The organism is Pseudomonas sp. PMCC200344, assembly GCF_030053095.1.
Lineage (GTDB): Bacteria > Pseudomonadota > Gammaproteobacteria > Pseudomonadales > Pseudomonadaceae > Aquipseudomonas > Aquipseudomonas svalbardensis.
Genome location: NZ_CP125618.1, coordinates 2,763,788 through 2,783,926 on the forward strand (window position 1 = coordinate 2,763,788; position 20,139 = coordinate 2,783,926).

The window sequence follows — 20,139 nt, forward strand, 5'->3', positions numbered from 1 at the left end:
GATCTTCGCGCGCACAAAAAAGCCCACTTAACGTGGGCTTGTTGTTGAAGGTTCAGCCTTCAGGCATAGCTCCTGAGGGCAGCTGGCGGAATGAAAGCCTCAAGCTCGTCTTCCACCGCTTCGATTATCCGTTCTACATCCGCAGCATTCATTACCGTCGCGCAAGGAATGCCGGCGATGGCGATCATGGTCTCGCCACTGGCACGGTCAAATAGACGGGCAATCATGCTGCCCGGCGCATCCATGCTCGCCTCGAAACCCATGGGATGAAAATGCCAGCGCATCAGCTGGCAGGCGTTTGGAAAGGTGACTTTACTGAACCCTTTATTCATGTGTAGCCCGCCTTATTCATCGAGCGCTTCCTTTAGCTCATGTTAGGAGGGAAGAGCCTTCAATGGCTCAACCGGTGACTGCCTTTAAAAGTAGCATCCGGATGTGAAACTAATGTGGATTTTTCAGGCCGTTTAGCGATTGGTTCAGTTTTTTTTGATGCAGGTCACGTGGATGGCGGTTCTTAGGCAGTTGGCCACCATCGGTTGGCCATTGAAGCTGAGACGGAATTTCGGCAAGCTCGGCTTTTTCTCGCCGAGTCCTTTATGCACGCCGATGATGATGGTCCGCTGCAAACCCAGGCCACGGGCGACACGGTGATGCGTTATCACTTGCGCTGGAAACACCGGGACCTGGACGGGGTGATGGCGCTCTATCACCCAGAGATTCAGTACAGCGATTTTTTCCAGAACCGTGTGATGGGGCTGTCCGAACTACGTGAATACGTGCGCAGCAGCATGCCCCGCGATCCCGATGAGGCCCTGGAGCATTCGGACCGTATCCGTCTGGACGGCAACACGGCGTTCATTCAGTACCGCATAACCCTTCGCGGCGGTGAAGGCCTGGTGTCATTCCGGGCCAGCGAGGCGATTACCGTACGTGACGGACTGATCTGGCGGGTCAACGAATATGCCTCGCTGGTGCATGAACAGCTCGTCAGCAAAGCCGCCAGCAGCCAACGCCCTGCGGTCAGTCGACTCGGGCTATCTGCACGCCAGCTGAGCTTCATGGCTGAAGATTTGCAGCAGTACTTTCAGCGCCAACAACCTTACCTCGATCCCGAACTCGACCTGCAACGGGTGGCGAAGGAATGCGGGTACAGCCGCAATCAGATTTCCTATCTGCTGAATCAGGTGCTTGGCCAGAGCTTCTACCGATACGTCAACCAGGCGCGCCTGCAGCATTTGCTCGCGGCACTGGATAACGCCACGCCGCCACTGCGTATCGACGAACTGGCGTTTGCCGCCGGGTTCAATTCGCTGTCGGCGTTTTATAGCTGCTTCCGCCAGCACACCGGCCAGTCGCCCAAGGCCTACGTAAAACAAATTTCTTTGCGTGCACGCGCGCAAGACAGCCTCTAAGTCCACGCACTAGGATCGACGCCATCGAAGTTTGAGTGGCGGAGTCTTGCATGTCGGCGTGGCGCACTATCAGTTTGTGGATGGATCAACTCGACGAGCCATTATTGGCGCGTCCGGCGCTGGAACAGGATCTGGATGTCGACGTCGCAATCATTGGCGCGGGGTACACCGGGCTCTGGACCGCGTACTACCTCAAGCGCCTGGCGCCTGACCTGAATATTGCCATTGTTGAAGCGCAAACCGCCGGTTTTGGCGCCTCGGGGCGTAACGGCGGTTGGCTGATGGGCAATGTGCTGGGCGAAGACCGCTTGCTCGCCGACTTGCCGCCCGAACAGCGCCGGGCTTCGTTCGATTTGCTGCACGGCATTCCGGATGAAGTCGGGGTCGTCATCGAACGTGAAGGCATCGCCTGCGATTACCGCAAAGGCGGGGCGCTGTATTGCGCTGCCCGCTATCCGGAACAAGAAGCCAGCCTTCGGCACTATCTCGACACGCTCTACAGCCAGGGATTGACCGAAAGCGATTACCGCTGGCTCAGCCCCGAGCAGTTGGCGCAACAGATCAGAGTCGCCAAACCTTATGGCGGTATCTATGCACCGCACGTCGCGACCATTCACCCGGCAAAGTTGGTACGAGGTCTGGCTCGGACGGTGGAGAAAATGGGCGTCAGGATCTACGAGAACAGCCCGGTCACCCAATGGCAATCGGGTGGCCTGCGTACGGCGAAAGCCTCGGTTCGCAGCCGTTGGATCGTGCCGGCGGTCGAGGGTTACTCGGTCACCTTGCCACCGTTGGGGCGTTATCAGCTGCCGGTGCAAAGCTTGATAGTGGCCACCGAGCCGCTATCCGCTGCCACGTGGGATGAAATCGGCCTGAGTCGCGGCCAGGCCTTCAGCGAAAACAGTCGCCAGGTCACTTACGGCCAGCGCACGGCTGACAACCGGTTGGTGTTCGGCGCGCGGGGCGGTTATCAGTTCGCTGCCAAGTTGCGCCATGACTTCGACTTGACCACCAGCGAAGTGGAGCTGCGGCGTTATCTGTTTGGCGAACTCTTCCCGCAGCTCAAGAACTCGCGGATTACCCATGCCTGGGGCGGCAATCTGGGAATGTCCCGGCGTTTCAAACCGCACATGCTGTGCGATCAGGCCAGCGGCATCGCCTTGTCGGGTGGCTATGGCGGGGAGGGCGTCGGTGCCAGCAACCTGGGCGGCCGGACCCTGGCCGACCTGATTCTGCAGCGCGACACCGAGCTGGTCCGCCAGCCGTGGGTCATCCAGGGAGGGCTCGACACGCTCCGGGCCTGGGAGCCGGAGCCCTGCCGCTGGCTTGGTTACAACGCGATCATCCGCAGCTTCGCCCACGAAGACCAGACCCTGGCCAACCCGGCCACCGCACCCTGGCGTCGCAAACTGGCCACCGGTATTGCCGGCTTTATGGAAGGCTTCATGCAGTAAACGGCACGCTCTTCATCCATAGGCTCAATCGACAGGTACTCCCATGAGCATCACGCAATTCAAGAACACCGCAACCCTGGAGCTGGAAGAGTCGAATCCGGTCGCCGTCCCACTGGGCATGCCTGTGGCGGTGGCCTCGACCACCAGCGTTGAACGCGACGATGGCGTCGAAACCGGCGTCTGGGAATGCACGCCCGGCCGCTGGCGGCGGCAGATCGTCGCCCAGGAGTTCTGTCACTTCATCCAGGGGCGCTGCACGTTTACCCCGGATGACGGTGAAACCCTGCACATAGAAGCCGGCGATGCACTGATGTTGCCAGCCAACAGCCTCGGCATCTGGGATATCCAGGAAACCGTGCGCAAGACCTACGTTTTGATTTTTTGATCCTCTGATTGCCTGCCAGCCCTCCAATAAAAAGAAGACAAACCAAACAGGAATCGACTCATGATCCGAAAGACACTGACTCTGGCTCCACTTGCGCTCTTCGCGACCCTCGGCCACGCAGCCGAGACCGTCAAGATCTACAACTGGTCGGAATACATCGCCCCGGACACGACCAAAAACTTCCAGAAAGAAACCGGCATCGCGTTCAGTTACGACGTCTTCGACAGCAATGAAACCCTCGACGGCAAATTGATGACCGGCAAATCCGGCTACGATGTGGTCTTCCCGTCCAACCACTTCATGGCGCGGCAGATTCAAGGTGTGGCGCTGAAGAAGCTCGACAAGAGCCAACTGCCGAACTGGAAAAACCTTAACCCGGTGTTGCTCAAGGCCTTGCAAACCAACGATCCGGGCAACGAACACGGCTTCCCGTACCTCTGGGGCAGCACCGGCATCGGTTACAACATCGCCAAGGTCAAGGCCGTGTTGGGTGATGACGCGCCAGTGGACTCCTGGGACCTGATTTTCAAGCCCGAGAACATGCAAAAGCTGCAGAAGTGCGGCGTGGCCATCCTCGACAACGGCCCCGAACTGTTGCCGGCGGCACTGAACTACCTGGGCCTGCCGCATCACAGCAAGATCCCGGAAGACTACAAGAAGGCTGAAGCGCTGCTGATGAAAGTCCGCCCGTATATCAGCTATTTCCACTCGTCCAAGTACACCAGCGATCTGGCCAATGGCGACATCTGCGTGGCCGTCGGCTTCTCCGGTGACATTCTGCAAGCCGAAAACCGCGCGAAAGAAGCCAAGAACGGCGTCGACATTGGCTATTCGATTCCCAAGGAAGGCGCCGCGATCTGGTTCGACATGGTCGCCATGCCGGTAGACGCCCCGGACGAAAAGGCCGGCTACGCCTTCATGAACTACCTGCTGCGCCCGGACGTCATGGCCAGCATCAGCAACTACGTGCACTACGCCAATGGCAACGAACAGGCCGACAGCCTGATCGACCCGGCGATCAAGAATGACACCAAGGTCTACCCGAGCCCGGACATGATGGGGAAATTGTTTGCGCTGGAGGCGATGCCGCTGAACATTGACCGGGTTCGTACTCGGGTGTGGAACAAGATTCGTACCGGGAGTTGAGGTAGATTCCTGGCCTCTTTTCAATGGTTAGGAGGCAATGGAATGCCTGTCTGCTTGAATGCTGGTCATCTGCGTATCGGTCGCTTCTCTGAGCCAGGGCGTATTTATTTGATAACGGCTGTCGTTGACCAACGGCAGCCGTTTTTTGTTGATTGGCGATTGGGGAGGTTGGTTGTTCAGGAGTTGCGTCAGGCACAGGAGGAGGGCTGGGCGGACTTTTTGACGTGGGTTGTCATGCCGGATCACATGCACTGTTTAGTGCAGCTGCGCGAGAAAACGTTGGCGGAGCTGATGTGCCGAATCAAATCCCGGAGTAGCTTGGCGGTCAATCAGGCGTTAGGGCGGCGAGGGCGGTTGTGGCAGAAGGGTTACCACGATCGTGCCGTTCGGCGAGAGGAAGATGTGAAGGCGCTTGCCCGGTATGTCGTGGCCAACCCAATACGCGCTGGACTGGTGACGCGGGTTCATGACTACCCACTTTGGGATGCGTGTTGGTTGTGATGATTTGGCGACTGCTTCGCAGCCGAACGCAGCCTTCGGCAGCTGCTACAAGGATTGCGGTGTACGCGAAACCTGTAGCAGCTGGCGCAGCCTGCGTTCGGCTGCGCAGCAGTCGTCAAAAACTCTAATTCAATAAAAATTCAACTGATATCAATGCGCTTGCACTCATAATTAATAACTCACAAAAAGTGAGACCCCATCGACAAAAAGCAACTTACCTCTATTTAATAATTAAATAACCAATCGTCAGACAATTTGCGCAAATCGCCATCTAACAAACAATATTTCGACAGCGCAGCCATTGTTTCCGGGTACTTGCAGGAACAACTCAATTTGACGTCAAAAAAAATGTAGACGGTTGATTTCAAATTGTGTCAGTTTTCTTTCGCCTTCATTGGGCGAGTGATAGGACGATCTCGCCAGAGATTGTCGCTGTCTGACAAAAAACTGTTCCATAGCTAAACAAGGAAGTGTGTTTATGTCGAAAGTAAAAGACAACGCTATTGATACCGCCGAACAGGCGTTCCAGCCACTGCAAGCATTGGCTGCATCCAGTTCTGCGTTCAACCAGATCAATAGCTTCAGCCATCAGTATGATCGGGGCGGTAACCTCATGGTCAATGGCAAACCCTCCTTCTCCGTCGACCAGGCAGCGACCCAGTTGCTGCGCGATGGCGCTGCCTACCAGGACAAGGACGGCAGCGGCAAAATCGAACTCACCTACACGTTCCTGACCTCGGCGTCGTCGAGCACCATGAACAAACACGGGATCACCGGGTTCAGCCAGTTCAGCGCTCAGCAGAAAGCCCAGGCCGTGCTGGCCATGCAATCCTGGGCTGATGTGGCCAAAATCACGTTCACCGACAAGGCCACGGGCGGCGACGCTCACATGACCTTCGGCAACTACAGCGGTGGCCAGGATGGCGCAGCGGCATTCGCTTATCTGCCGGGCACCGGCGCGGGTTATGACGGTACTTCGTGGTATCTGACGGGCAGTGGCTATAACGTAAACAAGACACCGGACCTGAACAACTACGGCCGTCAGACCCTGACCCACGAAATCGGTCACTCCCTGGGCCTTGCCCATCCTGGCGACTACAACGCCGGCGAGGGCGCGCCGACCTACAACGACGCGTCCTACGGGCAAGACACCCGCGGTTACAGCGTCATGAGCTACTGGAGTGAAAGCAATACCAGCCAGGACTTCAGCAAGGGCGGCGTCGAAGCCTATTCGTCCGGTCCGCTGATGGACGATATCGCGGCCATCCAAAAGCTCTACGGCGCCAACACCACCACCCGTACCGGTGACACCACTTATGGTTTCAACTCCAACGCCGGGCGCGACTTCCTGAGCGCGACTTCGTCGTCGGACAAGGTTGTATTTTCGGTTTGGGATGCGGGCGGCAAGGACACCCTGGACTTCTCCGGTTTCACCCAAAACCAGAAGATCAACCTCAATGAGGCCTCGTTCTCCGACGTTGGCGGCCTGGTGGGTAACGTGTCCATCGCCAAGGGCGTCACCGTCGAGAACGCTATCGGCGGTTCGGGTAGCGACCTGCTGATCGGCAACAGCGTGTCCAACGAACTGAAGGGCGGTGCCGGCAACGACATCCTCTTCGGCGCGGGCGGTGCGGACAAATTGTGGGGCGGTTCAGGTTCGGACACTTTCGTGTTCGCCGCCAGCAGCGACTCCAAACCCGGTGCTATAGACCAGATCCTCGATTTTGTCAGCGGCCTGGACAAGATCGACCTGACCGGCATCACCAAGGGCGCGGGCCTGCATTTCGTGAACTCGTTCACCGGTGCGGCAGGCGATGCGGTGTTGACCTCTTCGGGCGGCAACAGCCTGTTGTCGGTGGACTTCTCCGGGCATGGCGTGGCTGATTTCCTGGTCAGCACCGTGGGCCAGGCGGCTTACTCCGACATCGCTGCGTGATGTGAGGTGAAAAGGAGGGCGGCGCAGACGCGCTGCTCTCTGCCCCTTGAAATGAGTAAAGCGCCTTATGATCCATAACGGCTTCACCTACAGAACAACCGCGTGGCTATTGGCGACGTTCATGATGTTTTTTGGAGATTTAGCCATGGCGAGCAGCCTGAAATTAGCAGACCCCTCGGAACTGGCAGGCAAATGGCAGGCGACCCTGATCGCCAAAGATGACTCGCCAGAGTCCCAGGCGTTGCAGGACAAACCGTCCAACGTCTGCGTCATCGACTTTCAACCGAAACAGACGCTGGGTGAGGGCGCCGATTGTCTCAGCGCCTGGCTGGACGGCGAATCTGCGATTGGCTGGTTCCCGGAGCCGGATGGCCTGGCGATCACCGGCAAAGAAGGTTCGAAGATTCTATTTCTCAGCCGCCAACGCGATGGTTCGTATAAAGCCACATTGAAATCCGATCTGGTCATAACACTTGTGCGCCAGGTGCAATAACACGATTCGACTATAGCGTTCGTCATTGCCGACATAAGCACAACACAACTAATCGAAGCGCCCTGTCGCCCACGAAAAGTTGTTATTAGTTTGTAAACGTTCCCGCAAAGCCTATATCCGCCCCTGCGCGGACAGTTAATGGAAACTTCGCCAGCTAGGGCGAGGAATAACACCTCAGGAATAACCCATGAAGATGGTAAAGAGCCCGGCCACCGCACCCTTGTTCAAAGCGCTGGGCGACTACAAGAGCATCCTGATCAGCGTCGGTTGTTTTACCGCGTTAATTAACGTGCTGATGCTGGTCCCGTCGATTTACATGCTCCAGGTCTACGACCGCGTGCTGTCTTCGCAAAATGAAACCACCCTGGCGATGCTGTCGTTGATGGTGGTCGGGTTCTTTGCCTTCATCGGTTTGCTTGAGATCGTGCGCAGCTTCATCGTTATCCGCATCGGCAGCCAACTGGAGCGCCGCTTTAACCTGCGGGTTTATCAGGCCGCATTCGAGCGCAACCTGTTTCGGGGCGAGGGCAACGCCGGGCAAGCCTTGGGGGACCTGACGCAAATTCGCCAATTCGTCACCGGTCCTGCGCTGTTTGCCTTCTTCGATGCGCCGTGGTTTCCGGTCTATCTGTTCGTGATCTACCTGTTCAATGTCTGGCTCGGCGTGTTTGCGACGGCGGGCACGGTGCTGTTGATCGGCCTTGCTTGCCTCAACGAGACAATGACCAAAAAGCCCCTGGGCGAAGCCGCAGGGTTTTCCCAGAAATCCAGCCAACTGGCCACCAGTCACCTGCACAACGCCGAAACCATTCAGGCCATGGGCATGCTCGGGGCGTTGCGTAAACGCTGGTTCCAGGTGCACTCGCGTTTTCTCGGCTTGCAGAACCAGGCCAGCGACACCGGTGCCGTCATCAGCTCTCTGAGCAAAGCCCTGCGCCTGTGCCTGCAATCGTTGGTGCTGGGTCTGGGTGCATTGCTGGTGATCAAAGGTGATATGACGGCCGGAATGATGATCGCCGGTTCCATTCTGATGGGGCGGGTCCTGAGCCCCATCGATCAGTTGATCGCTGTGTGGAAGCAGTGGAGCGGCGCCAAGCTCGCTTACCGTCGTCTTGATTCGTTGCTGCAAGCCTTTCCACCGAGTGAAGAGGCCATGGCGCTGCCGTCGCCGAAGGGTCAGATCACGTTCGAGCAGGTCAGCGCCGCGCCGCCGGGGCAACGGGCCGCCACGCTGCATCTGGTCAATTTCAGCCTCGGTGCCGGGGAAGTGCTAGGCGTGCTTGGGGCCTCCGGTTCCGGCAAATCGACCCTGGCCCGGGTGCTGGTCGGCGTCTGGCCGACGCTGGGCGGTACGGTGCGGCTCGACGGCGCGGACATTCATCGCTGGAACCGCGACGATCTTGGCCCCTACATCGGTTATCTGCCTCAGGACATCGAATTGTTCAGTGGCAGCATCGCCGAAAACATCGCCCGGTTCAGCGAGGCGGACCCGCAAAAAGTCGTTGAAGCCGCGCAGCAGGCCGGTGTTCACGAACTGATTCTGCGCATGCCGCAAGGCTACGACACCGTGCTCGGCGAGGACGGTAGCGGCTTGTCCGGGGGCCAGAAGCAGCGCGTGGCCCTGGCGCGCGCGTTGTACGGCAACCCGCGCCTGGTGGTGCTGGATGAACCCAATTCCAACCTCGATACCGTGGGCGAAGCAGCATTGGCCAGCGCCATTGCGCAAATGAAAGCCCAAGGCACCAGCGTGATTCTGGTGACCCATCGCTCCTCGGCACTGGCCCAGGCCGACAAGCTACTGGTGCTCAACGAAGGACGCCTGCAAGCATTCGGTGCAAGCCAGGACGTGCTTAAGGCACTCGCAGCCAATCAGGAGCAGCCGCGGGAGAAAACCGCGCAAGCACCGGGCGGGCTCAGCATGAGCCGGCAGTATCAGCCCTCGACAAGGAATTCGGGCGTATGAGCAACATCAGCGAAGCCACCATGGAACACGACTACATCGCAGAACGCCCTGAGCGCGACGCACGTTTCTTCGTCCGCATGGGCTGGATTCTGGCGATCGTCGGCGCCGGCAGTTTCTTCACCTGGGCCAGTCTCGCGCCGCTTGACCAAGGCATTCCCGTGCAAGGCACGGTCGTGGTGTCGGGCAAACGCAAAGCCGTGCAATCGATGAGCAGTGGCGTGGTCAGCCAGATTTTGGTGCGCGAGGGCCAAGTGGTGAAGCAGGGCCAGCCATTGTTCCAACTCGACCAGACGCAAGTCGCCGCTGACGTGCAATCGCTGCAAGCGCAATACCGCATGGCCTGGGCCAGTCTGGCGCGGTGGCAGAGTGAACGGGACAACCTCAAACAGGTGAGTTTCCCCGCTGAACTGAGCAACAATCCTGACCCGCGTCTGGCCTTGGTGCTGGAAGGTCAACGGCAGTTGTTCAGCAGCCGCCGTGAAGCGTTTTCCCGCGAGCAGGCTGCCTTGCGCGCCAGCATCGAAGGCGCCAGCGCGCAACTGGCCGGCATGCGCCGCGCCCGCACCGACTTGACTGCCCAGGCCAGCTCTCTGCAACAACAGCTGAGCAACCTTCAGCCCCTGGCGGATAACGGCTACATCCCGCGCAATCGGTTAATGGAGTACCAGCGTCAGCTGTCGCAGGTTCAGCAACAATTGGCAGAAAACACCGGAGACAGCGGTCGTGTGGAGCAGGGCATCCTCGAATCGCGGCTGAAACTGCAACAGCACATCGAGGAATATCAGAAAGAGGTCCGCACCCAACTGGCCGATGCGCAATTGAAAAGCGTGACGCTGGAAGAGCAGCTGACTTCCGCCGGGTTCGATCTGCAACACAGCGAGATCATCGCCACGGCCGATGGCATTGCAGTCAACCTCGGGGTTCACACCGTGGGCGCGGTGGTGCGTCAGGGCGAAACCCTGCTGGAGATCGTGCCTCAGGGGACGAGTCTGGAGGTGGAAGGGCACCTGCCTGTCAACCTGGTCGACAAGGTCGGCACGCACTTGCCGGTGGACATTCTGTTCACGGCGTTCAACCAGAGCCGCACGCCCCGCGTGCCCGGCGAAGTCAGCCTGATCTCTGCCGACCAGATGATCGACGAGAAAACCGGTGCGCCCTATTACGTACTGCGCAGCAGCGTCAGCGATCAGGCCATGGAAAAACTCAACGGTCTGGTGATCAAGCCAGGCATGCCGGCGGAAATGTTCGTGCGCACCGGTGAACGTTCACTCCTCAACTATTTGTTCAAACCGCTGCTCGACCGGGCAGGTTCCGCGTTGACTGAGGAATAAGGATGTTCCGCTGTATGAATAAGCTTTCCATGCTCGCAGCGACCCTGGCGTTGCTGACCTGCAACAGTGTGCTGGCGATGGGACCGTTCGACATCTACGAACAAGCATTGCGCAATGATCCGGTGTTTCTCGGCGCCATCAAGGAACGCGATGCCGGCCTCGAAAACCGCGTCATTGGCCGCGCCGGGCTGTTGCCCAGGATCGGTTACAACTACAACAAGGGGCGCAACTCCTCCAAGGCCACGGCCCTCAATGAGCGCGGGCAGAACCGGACCGATGATCGCAACTACAGCAGTTACGGCTCGACCCTGACCCTGCAACAACCGCTGCTCGACTACGAGGCTTACGCGTCGTACCGCAAAGGCGTGGCGCAATCGCTGTTTGCCGACGAAGCCTTTCGCGGCAAGAGCCAGGAATTACTGGTTCGGGTGCTGGAGAGTTACACCCAGGCGCTGTTCGCTCAGGATCAGATCGACATCGCGCAAGCCAAGAAAAAGGCTTTCGAGCAACAGTTCCAGCAGAACGAACACATGTTCCGACAGGGCGAGGGCACGCGCACCGACATCCTTGAGGCCGAGTCCCGCTATGAACTGGCCACGGCCGAGGAAATCGAAGCCCGTGATGAGCAGGACGCGTCGTTACGAGAGCTGGGCGCGCTGGTTGGCGTGCCGGCGATCGACATCGGGGATTTGGCGCCGCTGGATCAGAGTTTCCAGACGTTCACCCTGCAGCCGGCCAATTACGATACCTGGCACGAGATGGCCGTGGCCAACAACCCGAATCTGGCTTCGCAGCGCCATGCCGTGGAAGTCGCGCGTTATGAAGTCGAACGCAACCGCGCCGGACACCTGCCCAAAGTCAGTGCCTACGCCTCGGTGCGCCAGAACGAGTCGGAAAGCGGCAACACCTACAACCAGCGTTACGACACCAACACCATCGGCATCGAAGTCAGCGTGCCGCTGTACGCCGGCGGCGGGGTTTCGGCCTCGACGCGTCAGGCCAGCCGCACCATGGAGCAGGCCGAGTACGAACTGGACGGCAAGACCCGGGAAACGTTGATTGAACTGCGTCGCCAGTTCAGCGCCTGCCTGTCCGGTGTGAACAAGCTGCGGGCTTATCAGAAAGCCCTGAAGTCTGCCGAAGCGCTGGTGGTCTCGACCAAGCAAAGCATTTTGGGCGGTGAGCGCGTCAACCTCGATGCGCTGAACGCCGAACAACAACTATTTACCACCCGCCGCGATCTGGCACAGGCACGCTACGACTACTTGATGGCCTGGACCAAGTTGCATTACTACGCCGGGACGTTGAATGAGCAGGATTTGGCCAGGGTTGACGAGGCGTTCGGCCAAGGCCCGAGGAGTTAATGAGTTAAAACTGTAGCAGCTGGCGAAGCCTGCGTTCGGCTGCGAAGCAGTCGTAAAACCTGACAATACGGTTTGTCAGATAGACCGGATGGCGACTGCTACGCAGCCGAACGCAGGCTGCGCCAGCTGCTGCAGGGAGATGCGTTGCTGCCCGTTTTGGGCAACCAGAATTCTAAAAACGCCAAAAAAGCGAGTAGTCATGAACATGGACGTACAGATCAAGCCGATGTCGGTCGGCACGCTATTACTCCTGGTGTCAGCAATGCCCGTCTCGGTGCAAGCCGCTTACCTGGAAACCGGCGTGCCTGGAGATGCCGCCAGTTGGCGCTCGGCGGAGTTCCAGCGCGACTGGGGACTCGCCCGCATGCAAGCCGATCAAGCCTACGCCGCCGGCATCACTGGCAAAGGCGTGAAAATCGGCGAGCTCGATTCAGGATTCGATGCTGCCCATCCCGAATTCGCCACCGACCGTTACCACGCGGTGACCGCCAGCGGCCGTTACGTTGACGGCTCCCAGTTCAATGTCGATGGCACACTCAACGTCAACAACGACTCCCATGGCACGCACGTCGCCGGCACCATCGGCGCTTCCCGCGATGGCTCGGGCATGCACGGCGTGGCCTACAACGCGCAGGTCTACGTTGGCAACACCAACAAGAACGACAGCTTCCTGTTCGGCCCCAACCCTGATCCACGCTACTTCAAAGCGGTCTATAACGCGTTGGCGGATGCCGGTGTGCGAGCGATCAACAACAGCTGGGGCAGCCAACCACCGGGTGTCAGCTATCGGACCCTCGACGATCTGCATGCGGCCTACGCCCAGCACTGGAACAAAGGCACCTGGCTCGATGAGGCTGCAGACGTTTCCCGACGCGGCGTGATCAACGTGTTCAGCGCCGGTAACAGCGGTTACCCCAACGCCAGCGTGCGTTCTGCCTTGCCGTATTTTGAGCCGGACCTGGAAGGCCACTGGCTGGCGGTGTCGGGGCTGGATCAAGGCAACCAGCAGAAATACAACCAGTGCGGGATCGCCAAGTATTGGTGCATCACCACGCCCGGCGCGAAGATCGACAGCACCATTCCCGGCGCTGGCTATGCGATCAAGTCCGGCACCTCCATGTCCGCGCCGCATGCCACCGGTGCCTTGGCGCTGGTGATGGAACGCTATCCGTACATGAACAACCAGCAGGCGCTGGAAACCCTGCTGACCACTGCCACCCAACTCGACGGTTCGATCACCGAGGCGCCGAATACCCGTGTTGGCTGGGGCGTCGCCAACCTAGAACGGGCGATGCACGGGCCGGGGCAATTACTCGGACGTTTCGACGCAAACCTGGGGGCAGGGCAGAGCGATGTCTGGAGCAACAACATCACCGACAAGGCGCTGATTCAGCGTCAGAGCGAAGACGCGGCGGAACACAGTGCCTGGAAACAGACACTGAAGAGCAAAGGTTGGGAGAACGGTGTACCGGTTGGTGCCAGTCAGCAGGATCAGACCGACTATGCGATCGGCACGGCCCGCGATCTCGCAGCCTCCAGTCGGGTCTACGAAGGCAACCTGATCAAGTCCGGTGTCGGACGCCTGATGCTGACCGGCAACAGCACTTATCGCGGGCCGACCACGGTGAATGGCGGTCTGTTGTCGGTCAACGGTTCGCTGGCATCAAATGTGACCGTCAATGACAGCGGCACGCTGGGTGGGTCGGGACGCGTCGGTGCACTGACCGCCAACCGCGGCGCTACGGTGGCACCCGGCAATTCCATTGGCACCTTGCAGGTCAGCGGCGACGTCACGTTTGCGCCGGGTTCGACCTACGAGGTGGAGCTGTCGCCGACCGAGAGTGACCGGATCGTCGCGGGCGGCACGGCCACGGTCAGCGGCGCGACCGTCAGCCTGTCACTGGAAAACAGCCCGACCTTGCTCAGCACTCAACAAGTGCAAAGCCTGCTCGGTCATCAGTACAACATCCTGCAAGCGGCCGGCGGTATTCAAGGTCAGTTCGGCGCGGTGCTGCCCAACTATCTGTTCATTGGTGGCAGCCTCGATTACGCCGCCACCGGCATTCAATTGAGTATCGAGCGCAACGACACGACCTTCGCCAGCCTCGGCCAAACGCCGAACCAGCGCGCCGTAGCCTCCGCCGTTGAAGGGCTTGGGGCGGGCAATCCGGTTTACGAAAGCCTGCTGCTGTCGCCCACCGCGACGTCCGCCCAACAGGCGTTTCAGCAGTTGTCGGGGGAAATCTATCCGGCGCTGGGTTCGGTACTGATCAACGACAGCCGCTACCTGCGTGATGCTGTCGGCGAGCGACTGGTTGACGCCCAAGGCACTCAAAGCAATGGCTGGATCAAGGCGCTGGGCGCCTGGGGCAAGACCGATGAGCGCCATGACACCGCCGGTTACACCACCTCGATTGGCGGCTTGCTCGCCGGTGTCGACGGGGCGCTCGATGAGCAAACCCGGATCGGCCTGGTCACCGGCTATAGCGACAGCTCGGTGAGCATGGGCTCGGGCACTCACTCATCGGCCAAGGTCGACAGCTATCACCTGGGTGCTTATGCCGGCCGCGAGTCAGGTGCCTGGCGTCTGAGTGCCGGCGGTGCCTACAGCTGGCATCGGGCCGACGTCAAACGTGACCTGCAATACGGCGACGTCAGCGCCAAACAGAAAGCCAAGGTCGATGCCGGGACCACCCAAGTGTTCGGTGAAGCGGCGTATCGCCTGAACCTGCAACCTCTGGCGCTCGAACCCTTCGCGAATCTGGCTTACGTGCACCTCGACACCGAAGGTTTCACCGAGAAAGGTGATGCTGCCGCACTGAAAAGCAGTGGTGACCAGCGTGACGCGGTGCTCAGCACGTTGGGCGTGCGCGCATTGAAAACCGTGAACCTGTCCGGCCGGCAGAAACTGGACCTGAGCGGCAGCCTCGGCTGGCAGCACAACCTGAGCCATACCGATTCTGAAGAGCACCTGGCGTTCGCCAGCGGCAGCACGCCGTTCTCGGTGGAAAGTTCGCCAATGGTGCGCGATGCAGCACTGGTGGGCGCCCATGCCAGCCTGGCCCTGAGCCGGGACATCCGCTTGAACCTCGATTACACCGGCCAACTGGCCAGTCGCGAGAAAAGCCATGGCGTAGGGCTCAGCCTCAACTGGCAGTTTTAACGCAGAACCCTTGTAGCAGTTGGCGAAGCCTGCGTTCGGCTGCGAAGCAGTCGCAAAATCAGACGCTGCGGTCCATCAGTTACACCGTGCATTCAGGGTTTACGACTGCTTCGCAGCCGGACGCAGGCTTCGCCAGCTACAGGGGGGCGTGTTTCACAAATAAAAATGGGTGCTTTCTAGGCACAGGGATTTTGGCAACACAACTAAGGACGGTAGCTGGATGAATAACAAGTACAACAACCTTGCCATGCTCTGCGCATTGGCCAGCCTCGGTACCGCGCAAGCGGCGCCTTACGTGGAAAACGGTAGAGCGGGCGATCCCAACAGTTGGCGCAGCACTGAATTCAATGCCGATTGGGGGCTGGGAGCGGTCAACGCACAAGAGGCCTACGCCGCCGGTTACACCGGCAAAGGCGTGAAGCTGGGGATCTTCGACCAACCGGTCTACGCCGCGCATCCGGAATTCTCCGGCCCGAACAAAGTAATCACTCTGGTCACCAGCGGCATTCGCGAATACACCGACCCGTACATCCCGGTCAAAGCCGGCGATGCGTTTCGCTACGACGGTTCGCCCTCGATCGGTTCCGACGGCAAGCTGGGTGCCCACGGCACCCACGTTGGCGGGATCGCTGCCGGCAGTCGCGATGGCGGCCCGATGCATGGCGTGGCGTTTGGCTCTCAGATCATCAGTGCGGACAACGGAGATCCGGGTCCGGAGGACGGCATCATTCGCGGCAACGACGGCGCAGTCTACAAGGCCGGTTGGGATGCCTTGATCGCCAGCGGCGCGCGGATCATCAACAACAGTTGGGGCATCGGCATCACCGATCGCTTCGACCTCGGCGGACGCAACCCCGCATACCCGCATTTCACCGTGCAAGACGCGCAATTGCAGTTCAACGAGATCCGTCCGTTGCTCGGGACCAAACCGGGCGGAGCCTACGATGGCGCCATCGCGGCGGCCCGCAGCGGTATCGTGACGATCTTCGCGGCCGGCAACGACTACAACCTCAACAACCCGGACGCTATCGCAGGTCTGGGCTATTTCGTCCCGGACATCGCGCCGAACTGGGTGACCGTGGCGGCGTTGCAGAAAAACCCGGACCTCAACAGCCCGGACCTCTACAACATCAGCACCTTCTCTTCACGCTGCGGCTACACCGCCAGCTTTTGCGTGTCCGCACCGGGCAGCAAGATCTACAGCTCGATCATCAGCGGTACCAACGCCGACAACCTGACCACCGGCTACAAGAATTACAACGGCACCTCGATGGCGGCGCCGCATGTCGCCGGTTCCATGGCCGTGTTGATGGAACGCTTCCCGTACATGACCGGCGCCCAGGTCGCCAGCGTGTTGCGCACCACGGCCACCGACCTCGGTGCGCCAGGTGTCGATTCGCTGTACGGCTGGGGCATGATCAACCTGCGAAAAGGCATCGATGGCCCGGCGATGTTGGTCACCGAGCAGGACATTCCCGAGGAGTTCCGCATTCAGGGTGCCTATGGTTCCAGCCAGTTTGTGGCGGATTTGCCAGGCATCGGCGCGATTATCGACGCGGGCAAACCAACCGAACGCGTGTGCAATGACGTGCACTGCGGCCTCGACACGTGGCGCAACGACATTTCCGGCCATGGTGGCCTGACCAAGCAGGGCATCGGCACGTTGGTGCTGACCGGCGCCAACACCTACGCCGGTCCGACGCTGGTCAATCAGGGCCGATTGGCAATCAACGGCTCGCTGCTCTCGGCGGTCACCGTCAACGACAGCGGGATCCTCGGCGGTAATGGCCGCATCGGCGTATTGACCGCTAAAAGCGGTGGCACCGTAGCGCCAGGCAATTCCATCGGCACCTTGCAAGTGGCGGGCGACGTCACCTTCGAGCCTGGCTCGACCTACGCCGTGGAGTTATCGCCGACCAGCAGCGATCGGATCGTGGCGGGCGGCAAAGCCGTGATCGACGGCGCTACCGTCAGCCTGTCCCTGGAAAATAGCCCGACCTTGCTGACCACCAGCGAAGTGAAATCCTTGCTCGGTAACCAGTACAACATTCTGCAAGCGGCCGGCGGGATCGAAGGGCGTTTCGGCGCCGTGCTCCCGGATTATCTGTTCATCGGAGGCACACTCGGCTACTCGGCCAATGGCATCCAACTGGCGGTAGAGCGCACCGCAGCGTCCTTCGCCAGCGTCGGCCAAACCCCGAATCAACGCGCCGTTGCCGCTGCTGCCGAGCAATTGGGTGCGGGCAATCCGCTCTATGAAACCTTGCTGTTGTCGCCGACTGCGGCCGTCGCGCAACAAGCCTTCCAGCAACTGTCCGGTGAAATTCATCCGGCGATCGGCACGCTGCTGATTAACGACAGCCGTTACCTGCGCGATGCCGTCGGCGAACGCCTGCGTGAACGTGATCTGTTCAACGCTGCGGCACCCACCGATGACCGCAGCAACGCCTGGGTCAAAGTCCTCGGCGCCTGGGGCAAGAGCGATGGCGGGCATGACAACGCCAGTTCCAACAGCTCCATCGGCGGCTTGCTGGCCGGTGTCGACGGTCTGATCACTGAAGATACACGGCTGGGTTTCGTGACCGGTTACAGCGACAGTTCGTTGAGCATGGGCGATGGGACGCATTCGTCAGCCTCCGTCGATAGCTACCACTTGGGCGCCTATCTGGGCCATGAAATGGATGCACTGCGTCTGAGCGTCGGCGGCGCTTACAGCTGGCACCGCATCGATGTGAAACGTGACCTGCAATTCGGCGACGTCAGCGGTAAACAGAAATCCAAACGCGATGCGACAACCGCACAACTGTTTACCGAAGCGGCGTATCGCCTGGACCTGCAACCGCTGGCGCTGGAACCGTTCGCCAAACTGGCTTACGTGCACCTGAACAGCGACAGCTTCACCGAGAAAGGTGATGCCGCGGCGCTCAAGGGTGGCGAAGACAACCGCGACGCCGTGCTCTCGACCCTCGGTCTGCGGGCGAGCAAAGCGATTGCCCTGTCGGACCAACAGCAGCTGGAACTGTCCGGCACGCTGGGCTGGCAGCACAACCTGAGCAACACCCGTTCCGAAGATCATCTGGCCTTCGCCAACGGCAACACCGCGTTCAGCGTGCAGAGCGTTTCCCTGGACCGCAACGCCGCCGTTGTGGGTGCGCGGGCCGGTTTGGCGGTGGCGCAGGATGTGCGTGTGAGCCTGGATTACAACGGACTGCTCGGCTCCCGCGAGAAAGACCACGGTGTGGGTCTGACGCTCGACTGGCAGTTCTGATTTGACGCAAAGGAAGCAAACCTATGGGACTGTTTGATTACAAAAATGCTGACGGCAAGGCGTTGTACTCCGATGCCATCGCGCTGACGCTGTATGCGTACACGCCAACCGGTCAGCCACTGCCGGCGACCGGTTGGGTGCCGATTGGCGCCACGCAGCTGGGTTATCAAGGCAAGGTCGGTGCACAAGGCACCTTCTATGGCGAGAAGGACGGCTTCACCAGCGCCGAAGCCGAAGTGCTCGGCAAGTACGATGCGGCGGGCAAGCTGATCGGTATCGGCATTGCCTTCCGAGGCACCGGCGGCCTGGGTTACAGCGACACCTTCGGCGACATGAAAAACAACCTGCTGGCTGCTGTCGGCCCGGTGGATTACGCGACGAACTACGCGAAAAACGCCTTCGACAGTTTGCTCAAGGACGTCGCCGCGTTTGCGCTCGCCCATGGCCTGAACGCCAGGGACGTGCTGGTCAGCGGTCACAGTCTTGGCGGCTTAGGGGTCAATAGCCTCGCCGAACTGAGTGGCAACAACTGGGGCGGTTTCTTCAAGGAGGCCAACTACATCGCGTTCGCCTCGCCGACCCAAAGCGCCACCGGCAACAACGTGCTGAACATCGGCTACGAAAACGATCCGGTGTTTCGGGCACTCGACGGCACCACGTTTAGCAGCGGCTCCCTGGGTAAGCACGACGGACACCAGGACTCGGCGACCAACAACATCGTCAACTTCAATGACCAGTACGCGTCCACCTCGCAGAACCTGGTGCCGTTCAGCATCCTCAACCCGCTGAACTGGTCGGCTCACGGCTCGCTGGGGTATGCCGACGGGTTGAACCGGGTGATCGACTCGCGTTTCTACGACCTCACGGACAAGGACTCGACGCTGATCGTGTCCAACCTGGCGCAAGCGTCCCGGGGCAAAACCTGGGTCGAGGACCTCGGTCGCAGCGGCGAACCTCACACCGGCAGCACATTCATAATCGGCACCGACAGCAACGACCTGCTCAAGGGCGGTGCCGGCAATGACTTCATCGAAGGCCGCGATGGCAATGACCGGTTCCGCGATGACGGTGGCTACAACCTCCTGCTGGGCGGCAAGGGCAGCAACACCTTCGAATTGCAGAAGCCGTTGCAGAACTTCAGCGTTGCCAACGACGGCGACGGCACGCTGTACGTGCGTGATGCCTATGGCGGCATCAGCATGACCCGCGACATCGGCGCGCTGGTTAGTCAGGAGTCGGGCTCATGGTGGGGGAGCAAGGAGGTGACTTACAGCGTGACCGCCAACGGTTTGCTTAACGGCAGCGAACTGACCCAGTACAACCACTCGCTTCACGGTGATGCCTACGGCAACACACTGGCAGCCAGCGTCGACGGCGACTGGTTGTTCGGCAATGCCGGCGACGACCTGCTGCGCAGCGACAAAAGCCAGGTGACGTTTGTCGGTGGAGCGGGCAATGACGTGATGCAAGCCTCGGGTGGCAACAACACGTTCCTGTTCAGCGGCGCCTTCGGTTTCGACGTGGTCAATGGCTACCAGAGCAACGACAAATTGCTGTTCATGGGCGTGCAGGGCGCGGGGCAGGGGTATGACTACACGCAACACGCTTCGCAGTCGGGCCACGACACGGTGCTGAAGATTGGCGACTTTGCCGTGACCCTGGTGGGGGTGGGACTGGATAACCTGTCGGCTTCAGGCATTACGTTTGCCTGAGGCTGCATGCA

Annotated in this window: 14 protein-coding genes; 13 read left to right on the top strand and 1 reads right to left on the bottom strand. The window is 59.9% G+C overall.

The genetic code is table 11. The annotated features are described in order from the left end of the window. Positions 1-59: 59 nt before the first annotated feature. Positions 60-332 carry a DUF1652 domain-containing protein gene (locus QFW87_RS12500; RefSeq protein ID WP_008156356.1) on the bottom strand — a complete coding sequence of 91 codons (273 nt, stop codon included), beginning with the start codon at positions 330-332 and terminating at the stop codon, positions 60-62. Between the two features lie 264 nt (positions 333-596). On the opposite strand from QFW87_RS12500, the gene QFW87_RS12505 reads away from it, so the two are divergent. The 13 genes from QFW87_RS12505 (at position 597) to QFW87_RS12565 (ending at position 20,128) form a co-directional block, all read left to right on the top strand. Further along, entirely contained in the window at positions 597-1,412 is an 816-nt protein-coding gene (locus QFW87_RS12505) for a helix-turn-helix domain-containing protein (RefSeq protein ID WP_283190644.1), read from the top strand. A gap of 50 nt (positions 1,413-1,462) precedes the next feature. Next, positions 1,463-2,866, top strand: coding sequence for an FAD-dependent oxidoreductase (locus QFW87_RS12510; protein ID WP_283190645.1), 1,404 nt, complete (start codon positions 1,463-1,465; stop codon positions 2,864-2,866). Positions 2,867-2,909: 43 nt separating this feature from the next. Further along, on the top strand, positions 2,910-3,251 hold the full coding sequence (locus QFW87_RS12515; RefSeq protein WP_283180367.1) for a cupin domain-containing protein: 342 nt from the start codon (positions 2,910-2,912) through the stop codon (positions 3,249-3,251). Positions 3,252-3,311: 60 nt separating this feature from the next. Then, on the top strand, positions 3,312-4,397 hold the full coding sequence (locus QFW87_RS12520; RefSeq protein WP_283190646.1) for a polyamine ABC transporter substrate-binding protein: 1,086 nt from the start codon (positions 3,312-3,314) through the stop codon (positions 4,395-4,397). Positions 4,398-4,439: 42 nt separating this feature from the next. Continuing rightward, a complete protein-coding gene (locus tag QFW87_RS12525) occupies positions 4,440-4,898 on the top strand; it encodes a transposase (protein ID WP_283190647.1) in 459 nt (152 codons plus the stop codon). Between the two features lie 478 nt (positions 4,899-5,376). Beyond that, positions 5,377-6,834, top strand: coding sequence for a serralysin family metalloprotease (locus QFW87_RS12530; RefSeq protein WP_283180364.1), 1,458 nt, complete (start codon positions 5,377-5,379; stop codon positions 6,832-6,834). 67 nt (positions 6,835-6,901) lie between these two features. After that, entirely contained in the window at positions 6,902-7,327 is a 426-nt protein-coding gene (locus QFW87_RS12535; RefSeq protein WP_283180363.1) for an AprI/Inh family metalloprotease inhibitor, read from the top strand. A gap of 187 nt (positions 7,328-7,514) precedes the next feature. After that, a complete protein-coding gene (locus QFW87_RS12540; protein WP_283190648.1) occupies positions 7,515-9,290 on the top strand; it encodes a type I secretion system permease/ATPase in 1,776 nt (591 codons plus the stop codon). Further along, positions 9,287-10,621, top strand: coding sequence for an HlyD family type I secretion periplasmic adaptor subunit (locus QFW87_RS12545; protein WP_283190649.1), 1,335 nt, complete (start codon positions 9,287-9,289; stop codon positions 10,619-10,621). The genes QFW87_RS12540 and QFW87_RS12545 overlap by 4 nt, the downstream gene beginning before the upstream one ends. Positions 10,622-10,623: 2 nt before the next feature. Continuing rightward, positions 10,624-11,985 carry a TolC family outer membrane protein gene (locus tag QFW87_RS12550; RefSeq protein WP_283180360.1) on the top strand — a complete coding sequence of 454 codons (1,362 nt, stop codon included), beginning with the start codon at positions 10,624-10,626 and terminating at the stop codon, positions 11,983-11,985. A gap of 205 nt (positions 11,986-12,190) precedes the next feature. After that, positions 12,191-15,148, top strand: a complete 2,958-nt coding sequence (locus tag QFW87_RS12555) for an autotransporter serine protease (RefSeq protein WP_283190909.1) — start codon at positions 12,191-12,193, stop codon at positions 15,146-15,148. A 220-nt stretch (positions 15,149-15,368) separates the two neighbouring features. Further along, positions 15,369-18,416, top strand: a complete 3,048-nt coding sequence (locus tag QFW87_RS12560; protein ID WP_283190650.1) for an autotransporter serine protease — start codon at positions 15,369-15,371, stop codon at positions 18,414-18,416. 23 nt (positions 18,417-18,439) lie between these two features. Further along, on the top strand, positions 18,440-20,128 hold the full coding sequence (locus tag QFW87_RS12565; protein ID WP_283190651.1) for a polyurethanase: 1,689 nt from the start codon (positions 18,440-18,442) through the stop codon (positions 20,126-20,128). The last annotated feature ends 11 nt before the right edge of the window (positions 20,129-20,139 follow it).

Coding starts and splice junctions, on each gene's coding strand:
- QFW87_RS12500 (WP_008156356.1), bottom strand. CDS start 332: ATGAATAAAGGGTTCAGTAAAGTCACCTTTCCAAACGCCTGCCAGCTG.
- QFW87_RS12505 (WP_283190644.1), top strand. CDS start 597: ATGCACGCCGATGATGATGGTCCGCTGCAAACCCAGGCCACGGGCGAC.
- QFW87_RS12510 (WP_283190645.1), top strand. CDS start 1,463: ATGTCGGCGTGGCGCACTATCAGTTTGTGGATGGATCAACTCGACGAG.
- QFW87_RS12515 (WP_283180367.1), top strand. CDS start 2,910: ATGAGCATCACGCAATTCAAGAACACCGCAACCCTGGAGCTGGAAGAG.
- QFW87_RS12520 (WP_283190646.1), top strand. CDS start 3,312: ATGATCCGAAAGACACTGACTCTGGCTCCACTTGCGCTCTTCGCGACC.
- QFW87_RS12525 (WP_283190647.1), top strand. CDS start 4,440: ATGCCTGTCTGCTTGAATGCTGGTCATCTGCGTATCGGTCGCTTCTCT.
- QFW87_RS12530 (WP_283180364.1), top strand. CDS start 5,377: ATGTCGAAAGTAAAAGACAACGCTATTGATACCGCCGAACAGGCGTTC.
- QFW87_RS12535 (WP_283180363.1), top strand. CDS start 6,902: ATGATCCATAACGGCTTCACCTACAGAACAACCGCGTGGCTATTGGCG.
- QFW87_RS12540 (WP_283190648.1), top strand. CDS start 7,515: ATGAAGATGGTAAAGAGCCCGGCCACCGCACCCTTGTTCAAAGCGCTG.
- QFW87_RS12545 (WP_283190649.1), top strand. CDS start 9,287: ATGAGCAACATCAGCGAAGCCACCATGGAACACGACTACATCGCAGAA.
- QFW87_RS12550 (WP_283180360.1), top strand. CDS start 10,624: ATGTTCCGCTGTATGAATAAGCTTTCCATGCTCGCAGCGACCCTGGCG.
- QFW87_RS12555 (WP_283190909.1), top strand. CDS start 12,191: ATGGACGTACAGATCAAGCCGATGTCGGTCGGCACGCTATTACTCCTG.
- QFW87_RS12560 (WP_283190650.1), top strand. CDS start 15,369: ATGAATAACAAGTACAACAACCTTGCCATGCTCTGCGCATTGGCCAGC.
- QFW87_RS12565 (WP_283190651.1), top strand. CDS start 18,440: ATGGGACTGTTTGATTACAAAAATGCTGACGGCAAGGCGTTGTACTCC.